This is a genomic window from Paenisporosarcina sp. TG20 (assembly GCF_000286315.1).
Classification (GTDB): Bacteria; Bacillota; Bacilli; order Bacillales_A; family Planococcaceae; genus Paenisporosarcina.
In genome coordinates this window covers 1-10,136 of sequence record NZ_ALJG01000213.1, presented here as the reverse complement: position 1 = coordinate 10,136, position 10,136 = coordinate 1, and the positions used below count along the sequence as shown (strand labels likewise).

Annotated in this window: 7 protein-coding genes; all 7 read right to left on the bottom strand. The window is 38.7% G+C overall.

The features are described 5' to 3' along the window. Positions 1 to 307: 307 nt before the first annotated feature. Positions 308 to 1,738, bottom strand: a complete 1,431-nt coding sequence (gene gatB / locus B371_RS0104400; RefSeq protein ID WP_019413094.1) for an Asp-tRNA(Asn)/Glu-tRNA(Gln) amidotransferase subunit GatB — start codon at positions 1,736 to 1,738, stop codon at positions 308 to 310. After that, positions 1,735 to 3,204 (bottom strand): Asp-tRNA(Asn)/Glu-tRNA(Gln) amidotransferase subunit GatA, encoded by a 1,470-nt coding sequence (gatA, locus tag B371_RS0104395; protein WP_019413093.1) that lies wholly within the window; start codon positions 3,202 to 3,204, stop codon positions 1,735 to 1,737. The genes gatB and gatA overlap by 4 nt, the downstream gene beginning before the upstream one ends. 24 nt (positions 3,205 to 3,228) lie before the next feature. After that, complete coding sequence (gene gatC, locus B371_RS0104390) at positions 3,229 to 3,519, bottom strand: Asp-tRNA(Asn)/Glu-tRNA(Gln) amidotransferase subunit GatC (RefSeq protein ID WP_019413092.1); 291 nt, start codon at positions 3,517 to 3,519, stop codon at positions 3,229 to 3,231. Between the two features lie 95 nt (positions 3,520 to 3,614). After that, on the bottom strand, positions 3,615 to 4,754 hold the full coding sequence (locus B371_RS0104385; protein WP_019413091.1) for a CamS family sex pheromone protein: 1,140 nt from the start codon (positions 4,752 to 4,754) through the stop codon (positions 3,615 to 3,617). Between the two features lie 19 nt (positions 4,755 to 4,773). Then, the gene (gene ligA / locus B371_RS0104380; RefSeq protein ID WP_019413090.1) at positions 4,774 to 6,777 is read right to left on the bottom strand and encodes an NAD-dependent DNA ligase LigA; all 2,004 of its coding nucleotides are present in this window, start codon (positions 6,775 to 6,777) and stop codon (positions 4,774 to 4,776) included. 97 nt (positions 6,778 to 6,874) lie between these two features. Continuing rightward, positions 6,875 to 9,106, bottom strand: coding sequence for a DNA helicase PcrA (gene pcrA / locus B371_RS0104375; RefSeq protein ID WP_019413089.1), 2,232 nt, complete (start codon positions 9,104 to 9,106; stop codon positions 6,875 to 6,877). Positions 9,107 to 9,165: 59 nt separating this feature from the next. Next, positions 9,166 to 9,858 carry a heptaprenylglyceryl phosphate synthase gene (locus B371_RS0104370; protein ID WP_019413088.1) on the bottom strand — a complete coding sequence of 231 codons (693 nt, stop codon included), beginning with the start codon at positions 9,856 to 9,858 and terminating at the stop codon, positions 9,166 to 9,168. Positions 9,859 to 10,136: the final 278 nt, after the last annotated feature.

Sequence of the window (10,136 nt, the reverse complement as noted above, 5' to 3'; positions counted from 1 at the left end):
GAGTGACGAGGAGATTGAGGCCATGCCCCACGGAAAGCGTCCGCATGGAGCGAAAATCAACTTTGTTCGGATTTTATTATGAAATTGACTCTTATATACCCGTTGATTTTATAACACTTAATAGATTGTAGTGAAAGATAGCAGAAAACATCTGTTCCTGCATCACTACGCAAGCTTCGTCGCAACGATTAGGACCAAAGGCTTCGAAACATGAAAGTACGTTGTAGCTAAAATCGCCAACGTCATAAAAAGAGGGCTGCCCTTAAAAGTCATTTTCTATGACTTTTTGGGACAGCCCTTCTTTTATTTATCGTTTCAAAATTTCTTCTTGCAAGATTTTATTGACAAGCGGTGGATTCGCTTGGCCTTTTGTGGCTTTCATGATTTGACCAACTAAGAAGCCGATTGCACGGTCTTTGCCGTTTTTGAAGTCTTCAATTGATTGCGCATTCGCATCCAGTGTTTTTGTAACGATGTCACGAAGTGCACCTTCATCTGAAATCTGAACTAACCCTTTATCTTTAACGACTTGTTCTGCAGTTCCACCATTATCCGCAAGCTCTTTGAATACTTTTTTCGCGATTTTCGATGAAATTGTTCCATCGCTAATCAAATTGATGATTCCTGCTAATCCTACAGGCGTTAGCTTCGTATCATGCAACTCTTTTTGATCGACATTTAAGTATGCAGATACTTCGCCCATCATCCAGTTAGATGCAAGCTTCGTATCAGCACCTAAGGCGATCGTTTCTTCGAAGAAATCAGACATTTCTTTCGTTAAAGTTAAGACCATTGCATCATACGATGGCAAGCCTAATTCTTCAACGTATCGTATTTTACGAGCATCAGGAAGTTCAGGTATGCTTGCACGGATACGATCCATCCATGCTTGGTCAATCACTAAATCAACCAAATCTGGTTCTGGGAAGTAACGGTAATCATCTGACCCTTCTTTTACACGCATTAACAGTGTCTTGCCTGTCGCATCGTCAAAGCGACGAGTTTCTTGTAAGATTTCCCCGCCTGACAGCAAGACTTGCGCTTGACGCACTTCTTCATGTTCTAAGCCACGACGTACATAGCTAAAAGAGTTCAAGTTTTTCAATTCTGCTTTTGTACCGAATTGTTCTTGCCCATAAGGACGTAGTGAAATATTGGCATCACAACGTAGTGAACCTTCTTCCATTTTACAATCCGAAACACCCGTATATTGGATAATTGATTTTACTTTTTCCAAGTAGGCATACGCTTCTGCAGGTGTGCGAATATCAGGTTCTGACACGATTTCAATTAATGGTGTACCTTGACGATTATAGTCGACTAGCGAATAGCCTTTATCCGTATGTGACAATTTCCCTGCATCTTCTTCTAAATGCAAGCGAGTAATTCCGATACGTTTTTTATAACCATCGACTTCAATCTCAACCCAACCATTTTCACCGATTGGTTGATCAAATTGAGAAATTTGATATGCTTTTGGATTATCTGGATAGAAATAATTTTTACGATCAAATTTCGAGCGTGTTGCGATTTCACAGTTTAATGCCATTGCGGCTTTCATACCAAAATCGATTGCACGTTTATTGACGACAGGTAATACTCCTGGATAGCCAAGATCAATTACATGTGTGTTGGTATTTGGTTCGGAACCGAAATGGTTAGGTGCTGGTGAAAACATTTTGGAATCTGTTTTCAATTCTACGTGAATTTCTAAACCAATAATTGTTTCAAAGTTCATGATTTTTCTCCCTCCCAAATTTGAGGAGTTTGTTTATGGAAGATGGTTGCTTGCTCGTAAGCATGTGCCACACGATAAATCGTTGCCTCGTCAAAGTGCTTTCCAATTATTTGTAGACCTAGAGGTAAACCTTCAGAGTAACCACATGGAATCGAAATTCCTGGAACACCTGCTAAGTTTACAGGGATTGTTAAAAGGTCATTTGCATACATCGTTAATGGATCTGAATTCTTTTCGCCTACTTTAAATGCTGGCGTTGGCGTTGTTGGTCCAATGATGACATCATAATTTTCAAACACTTGATCAAAGTCTTGTTTAATCAATGTACGAGTTTGTTGTGCCTTTTTGTAGTATGCATCATAAGAACCTGCGCTAAGTGCGAATGTTCCAAGCATGATACGACGTTTCACTTCATCTCCAAAGCCTTGAGCACGTGTTTCTTTATATAAATCAATTAACGAATTAACATTTTCTGCACGGAAACCATAACGAATTCCATCAAAACGAGCCAAGTTGGAAGATGCTTCAGATGAAGCAAGCAAGTAATAAGCTGCTATCCCATATTTAGAGTGAGGAAGAGAAACCTCTTCCCATGTTGCGCCAAGTGATTCTAACACTTTTAACGCTTCTAACACCGCTAGTTTTGCATCTTCTCCAATGCCATCCCCTAAATATTCTTTAGGAACAGCGATTCGCAGACCTTTGATATCGCCAGTCAATGACTCTACAAAGCTTGGTACATCTACATTCGCAGATGTAGTATCATTTTCGTCAACACCTGAAATCGCTTCAAGTAAAAGAGCATTGTCTCTAACATTGCGTGTAATTGGCCCAATTTGGTCAAGAGATGAGGCGAACGCCACTAAACCAAAACGAGATACACGTCCATAAGTTGGTTTCATTCCAACAACACCACAAAAAGCGGCAGGTTGACGAATAGAACCGCCTGTATCTGACCCTAGTGCAAACGGGACTTGTCCTGCAGCAACTGAGGCAGCAGAACCACCTGATGAACCACCTGGAACTCTTTCTAAATCCCAAGGGTTATGCGTAATTTGATAAGCCGAGTTTTCAGTTGAGGAACCCATTGCGAATTCATCCATGTTCAATTTACCAATAGTAATCATGCCAGCTTCGCGTAGTTTACGAACAACAGTTGCGTCATAAATTGGATTAAATCCTTGCAAGATTTTAGATCCACTTGTTGTTTCTAAACCTTCTGTAACGATATTGTCTTTTACGCCAATCGGTAAACCAAATAAAGGTCCACGCTCAGAAACAGCTACAAGGTCCATTTCTTGTGCTTGTATAGTTGCTTGTTCTTTGTTTAAAGCCAAAAAAGCTTTTACATCGTCATCTAATAAATCAATACGTTTAAATGATTCAGCAGTCAAATCAGCAATTGTCAATTCTTTGTTATGTATCAATTTTTGAAGTTCACTAGCAGAGTGCTTGAATAATGTCATTGGGAGACGCTCCTTACGTTAAAGTCAGTCTAAGATTGATGGTACTTTCACTTGTCCCGCTTCTTGTTCACGTACATTTTTCATCATTTTATCACGGTCAAGCCCTGGAACTGCCTTGTCTTCACGCATGACATTTGTTAATGGTAAAACATGGGTAGTAGGTACAACATTCGTTGTATCTAGTTCATTTAACTGCTCAGCAAAATTTGTTATTGCCTCAAGTTGACTTGCAAACTTTTCAGACTCTTCATCTGTAATAGCAAGACGTGCTAAATGGGCTACATGTTTTACTTCTTCTTTTGTTATATTCGCCATTTTCTACACCTCCGAATTCGCAATGATACGATCTATCTTATCATTTTTCAATTATTATTAATAGGAACAGCATCGTTCCGTTCCTATGGATGGAACTAGTTGTATATGTGTACAGTAGGTTCAGATTTACCTGCTTCTTTAATTACAAGTGCTTCAGGTCCATTAACGGACGTGACACTCACTTCAATATTAATAGAAGGTGGAAAATGTTCCATTACTATCCCCGTCATATATTGTGTAAATCCAATGAGTTCAGCAGCACCGTAAAATTGAATAGGAATGTCAATCGTCATGCTTCTAATCTCATCATCTTGATAGAACCCGGTACCAATCACACTTGTATAATTGGGGAAATATTCTTCAATGTCTTGTTTGAAATTTTCAAATGACTGATTAACATCACGATATTTCTCATTAGATCTTGGTTGAGGAAACAGTACATATTCTTCATTTATACTGGTCCAGTCCGCTAATCCTGCTTTTCCTTTAGGCGCAGTACTGTAAGCAAAATAGGTACCAGGAACAATAGAGTTACGGCTTTCTTGTTTAAACAAACCTATCGTAATAGGGATATCTTCTAGACCTTCCATTCCCCGAATACGTTTTACGATTTCATTTGCCATTTTTTTCCCGTTCTCCGCAATTGCAGTTTGTTCAATTTGTTGTTCATACGGACCATAATCACCTAGACTATAATAGTATATAGAATTCATAGCTAGTCCAATGGAAATACCACTCAGCCGTAATTTGTTTTCATCAGTTTTCACTAAAAAATTCTGTTCTATAATATGCGCCAAATAAATTGGAGCTGTCTTAGCTGACTCAGCTGTGACCTCCCCTCCAGGCAGAAGAGGGTTTAACCCTTTATCCTCCTCTTCATCTTTATTTCTACTTAACCATTCATTTAGAGTATCAGTATCTAGTATTTGACCTTCTTGAAAGAAATAATCATCTGGTGAAAATGTTCGCTGAGATAAACGCAACAAACCACCTTCAACTTCTTTTATATCATAACTTGAGTAGATCCTAGCGACTACTAAACCACGACTTACACTTTTTTTATATGGTAAAAGTGTACGGTAATATTGGTCTGAAATTTGCATGTTTGGAATAATAATTGTCGCTTCTTCATTTTTTTCATTGACAACTTCTTCTGTTTCTTCATTTAACTTTGGCACACACCCTGCCAATAATACTAAAGAAATTACGGCTGGAATCCAGCTTATTCGTTTCATTATAGGAAGGACTCCTTCACTAGTTTAGTTCTTCTATTAGACGGTTTTCATCCCATACTGGAATGCCTAAAGTACGGGCTTTATCGAGTTTCGAACCTGCATCTTCACCCGCAACAACGACATCTGTTTTTTTACTGACACTTCCAGAGACGGTTCCGCCTACTTGTTCTATTTTCTCTTTTGCTTCTTGTCGTGTCAATTTTTCTAATTTGCCAGTTAATACAATGGTTTTTCCAGTCAAGACATGATCTAAATTGGTAAGATCAACTCTTTTCCCTGTATATGACAGGTTAACACCTAGAGTGTCAAGTCTCTGGATTAATTTTTGTACTTCTTCATTGTCAAAATATCGGACAACTGAATCCGCCATTTTATCTCCTATTTCATGAATAACTGTAAGCTGATCTACCGTTGCTTGCGCAAGTGATTTCATATCTCCAAATTCTTCAGATAAAATTTTAGCGCCCTTCTCGCCAACATGGCGTATCCCCAACCCAAACAACAAACGCTCCATTGAATTTTGTTTTGATACTTCAATTGCAGCGATTAGATTGGAGGCTGATTTATCACCCATGCGCTCTAGTTCTAATAATTGATCCTTCGTTAAGGTAAACAGATCTGCCACGTCATGAATGAGACCTTCCCGGAATAATTGCTCGATCACCTTTTCTCCAAGACCATCAACATTCATGGCATTTCTAGATACAAAATGAATTAACCCTTCAGTAATTTGAGCAGGACATTGTGGATTGACACAACGCAGCGCGACTTCATCTTCAATTCGAACTAGTTCACTGTCACAAGCAGGACAATGAGTGGGCATTTTAAAGGCAGGCAGGTCCTCTTTACGTTCAGCTAGAACAACAGCTACAACTTCAGGTATAATGTCGCCAGCTTTTCGAATGATGACGGTATCCCCAATTCGAATGTCCTTTTCTCGAATTAAATCTTCATTATGTAAGGAAGCTCTACCTACTATAGAACCAGCCACTTGTACCGGTTCAAGTATAGCTGTAGGTGTTAACGTACCCGTTCGTCCTACTGTTAATTCAATGTTGAGTAATGTCGTTACAACTTCTTCAGCCGGGAATTTGTACGCCGTTGCCCATCGTGGACTTTTTGCAGTAAACCCAAGGTCTTGTTGGTGAACATAACGATTAACTTTAACGACAATACCGTCGATTTCATACGGTAAATCCAAGCGTTTGTCTGTCCATTTTTCAATATATTGTTGTACTTCGTCAATGGAGTGACAAGTTTGTCTTTCAGGATTTGTATTAAAGCCTAATTGGTCTAAATAATCGAGTGCCTGTGCGTGACTATCTAGTTGATAAGCTTCACCATCTCCACCAATTGCATAGACAAAAATAGCTAGATTACGACTTGCTGCGATTTTAGGATCTAATTGGCGCAATGAACCGGCTGCTGCATTGCGTGGATTTGCAAACTTTTCTTCTTCATTTTCTACTCGAAATTCATTTAATGCGATAAATGATTTCTTCGGCATGTAGGCTTCACCTCGTACCTCAAGGGTTATAGGTTCTTTTAACCGCAAAGGAATCGAACGAATTGTTTTTAAATTCTCCGTAATGTCCTCTCCTACACGACCATCCCCACGAGTAGCGCCACGAACAAAGACCCCGTTTTCATAACTAAGTGAAATAGCCAAGCCATCAATCTTTAACTCACATACATAGGAAAAGTCATCGCCAATAGCTGCTCGAATGCGACGGTCAAAATCGTCTAAATCGTCTCGTCCAAAGGCATTGGCTAAACTGAGCATGGGATATGTGTGTGGTACTTTATAGAATCCTTGAAGAATCATTCCTCCGACCCGTTGAGTTGGGGAATCAGGATAAATTAAGTTAGGAAATTCACTTTCGATGGCAATAAGTTCGTTTAAATATTGGTCGTAAACCGCATCTGGCACAAGCGGTTGGTCTTTTACATAATACGCATAGCCTGTTTCGTGTAACAGTTTATTGAGTTCTTTTACACGTTCTTCTAATTGTACTTTATCCATTAAACCTTTCCTCCGCTCGTTCTATTAAATCAGTTAAAAAAGGAGCATATCAAAGGAATTCGGATGAATTACTGGCTACTTTTAAAACTTCCTATTATTAAGCTTTTTCTACTGGTGCAAACTTAGCAAGTAATCGTTTAATGCCTACTGGACTTGGGAATGCAATATCTATTTCCATGTTTTCCCCTTCGCCACGAACACTAACAACCATTCCTTCGCCCCATTTTTTATGAACAGCTTTGTCACCTGTTGTCCATCCAAGTTTATCCCCGCCTGAGGTTTTATATGCAGGCCGTTCAACAGCCGGACGAGTTGTACTTGAAACTACACGGCTAGTGGTCTTACTTCTTCCTGTCGAAGCTGTTTGCTTCAACGTGACATGTTCTAAAATGTCATCAGAAATCTCTGAAATAAAGCGCGAAGGATTGTTGAAACCAGTTCGACCGAATAACGTACGAGTTTGAGCACATGTCACATACAAGCGCTCCTCAGCACGTGTAATTCCTACATACATAAGACGACGTTCTTCTTCCATTTCGTCGTTGTCACCGATAGAACGCGAATGTGGAAAGACATTCTCCTCTACCCCGATAATGAACACTACTGGAAACTCGAGTCCCTTTGCAGCGTGCATCGTCATGAGTACCACTTTCCCTTTAGATATATCTTCATCATTATCTAACTTATCTAAGTCTGATATTAATGCTAAATCAGTTAAGAATGAAACGAGTGTTTTATCGTCGCTACGTTCTTCAAATGCTTTTGTAACAGATAAAAACTCTTCTATGTTTTCTAATCGACTTTCGGATTCAATGGTCTTTTCATTGCGGAGCATGTTGCGATAACCAGTCTTGTCTAACACTTGCTCCACAAGTTCAGTGACTGATAAAAACTCCTGCATTTGAGTGAATCCTTCCATCATTTGATGAAATTTTGCAGCTTCGTTTGCAGCTCTTGGTGGCAAACCCATAAAGTCTACTTCTTGGAGTGCATTAAAAATTGATCGATCTTGTTCGAGCGCAAACGTCGCCATTCGTTCAAAAGAAGTTGCTCCAATATTTCTTTTTGGTTCATTGATAATGCGTGATAGCGATAAGTCATCTTCATTATTGGCAATTAAACGCAGGTAAGATAGTAAGTCTTTAATCTCTTTGCGATCATAGAACTTTGTGCCCCCGACAATCGTGTAATTAATATTGGATTTAACCAAGACTTCCTCCATAACACGAGACTGGGCATTCGTGCGATATAAGACAGCGAAATCATCTAAACGACGATCATCTTTTTGCATTAATTCTTGAATCGTTTTAACGACAAATTGTGATTCTTGTTGTTCGTCTCGTGCTTTATAAACATTTATATGTTCGCCTGGAACATTTTCAGTTCGTAATTCTTTTGGATAACGCCCTGTGTTATTTTGTATGACGTCGTTCGCTGCTTTTAAGATGTGTTTTGTTGAGCGATAATTTTGCTCGAGCATAATGACTTTTGCACTTGGATAATCCTTTTCAAAGGACATGATGTTTTGAATGTCTGCTCCACGCCAGCGATAAATCGATTGATCAGAGTCACCAACTACACATAAGTTATTAAATTTCTTCGCTAACATCTGAACAACTTCATATTGGGCTTTATTCGTATCTTGATATTCATCGACATGAATATAATGAAATTTGTTCTGATAGTACTCCAAAACATCCGGCACACGTTTAAAAAGAGTTAATGTTGTCATAATTAAATCATCAAAATCCAGTGATTGGTTTTTACGGAGACGTTTGTCATAGGCTGTGTAAACTTCTGCTGCCAGCTTTTCAAACGGATTAAAATTATTTACTTGACCTGCAAATGTTTGGGCATCAATGCACTCATTCTTGGCTGAGCTAATTGCGTTTAACATTGCACGAGGGTTATATTGTTTGGGGTCGATATTTTGTTCTTTAAATATACGTTTTATCACCGTTAATTGATCTGCTGTATCTAAAATAGAAAAGTTTTTTGAATAGCCAATTCTATCAATGTCACGTCGTAAAATACGTACACACATCGAGTGGAATGTCGAAACCCACATGCGCTGTCCTGTACCATTACCTAGTAATCCATCCACTCGATTACGCATTTCTTTTGCAGCTTTATTGGTAAAAGTTATGGCTAATATTTTAGATGGATAGACTTCTTTTTCCACAACTAAATAAGCAATTCTATGTGTTAACACACGCGTTTTCCCAGAACCCGCTCCCGCCATGATGAGAAGTGGTCCTTCAGTTGCCTTTACGGCTTTTTCTTGTTCGGGATTCATCCCTTTTAACAAATTCTTTACTATTACTTCCATGATGCACCATCCCTTTTACGAACACTAGTTCTTTAATTATAAACTGATTGAATTAATTGTCAAAGTGAGATCCTTTTTACCGCACTAACTGTTTCTAATGCCTCATGCAAATTATTATAGATATGATTGCCCACGATAATGGTGTCTGCAATCTTAGCCATTTCAGTTGCTTGATCCACAGAAGTTATTCCTCCACCATAAAACAATCGAGTATTTGTTAAGACATTTTTTGCGGCCCGTACCATGTTAGGATTGCCATAGACACCGCTATATTCTACATAAAAAATCGGCAATTTAAAAATATATTCAGCTAACCGTGCATGTGCTATCACATCTTCCTCTGATAAAGAGGTTTTAGCTTCTGTTAAATGAGCAACTTTACAATCGGGATTTAAAATACAATAACCTTCAGGTACGAGTTCATCCCAATTCAAGAAATCCCCAAATTCTTTGATCGCTTCTATTTGTAAGTCTTTAACCCACGTAGTTTGTGTACTGTTTAGCACAGAAGGAATGAAATAAAAGTCGAATCCAGGAGAAACACATTCTATTGATGAAATCTCTAGAGCAACAGGTACTTTATATCGTCTAACTCTCACTAATAAGTCCAACACTAAGTCTAAGGTGATGCCATCTGTTCCGCCAACTAGAATGGCATCTGTTCCAGATTCACATACTCGCTTTAGTGCTTCGTCTGAAATTTCCTTTGCAGGATCAAGTTTGAAAACATGACGCCATTCTAAATACTCCATGGGATCCCACCTATCGTAGTTCTACATTTCTTTTGCCTATCGTTGGTTAAAGGTGATGTCTAAATTTATAAAAAATCCATAATTGTTATTCATCTATTAGTATAACAAGAAAAACCGGGCAACGTACGCCCGGTCCTTTAAGAAAGCATAAAATATGATCAGTTGAAAGGATCACTACTGCACTATAACCTGAAGAATAAGACAGCCTTCTATTTAGATCTAGTGATTTCCGTTACAACGTACTTTCATGTTTCTAAGCTAGCGTAGCGATGCAGAAA

Bases quoted from the DNA above. Each gene is read 5' to 3' on its own strand.
- gatC (WP_019413092.1), bottom strand. From the start codon at position 3,519: ATGGCGAATATAACAAAAGAAGAAGTAAAACATGTAGCCCATTTAGCA.
- ligA (WP_019413090.1), bottom strand. From the start codon at position 6,777: ATGGATAAAGTACAATTAGAAGAACGTGTAAAAGAACTCAATAAACTG.
- pcrA (WP_019413089.1), bottom strand. From the start codon at position 9,106: ATGGAAGTAATAGTAAAGAATTTGTTAAAAGGGATGAATCCCGAACAA.
- gatA (WP_019413093.1), bottom strand. From the start codon at position 3,204: ATGACATTATTCAAGCACTCTGCTAGTGAACTTCAAAAATTGATACAT.
- B371_RS0104385 (WP_019413091.1), bottom strand. From the start codon at position 4,754: ATGAAACGAATAAGCTGGATTCCAGCCGTAATTTCTTTAGTATTATTG.
- B371_RS0104370 (WP_019413088.1), bottom strand. From the start codon at position 9,858: ATGGAGTATTTAGAATGGCGTCATGTTTTCAAACTTGATCCTGCAAAG.
- gatB (WP_019413094.1), bottom strand. From the start codon at position 1,738: ATGAACTTTGAAACAATTATTGGTTTAGAAATTCACGTAGAATTGAAA.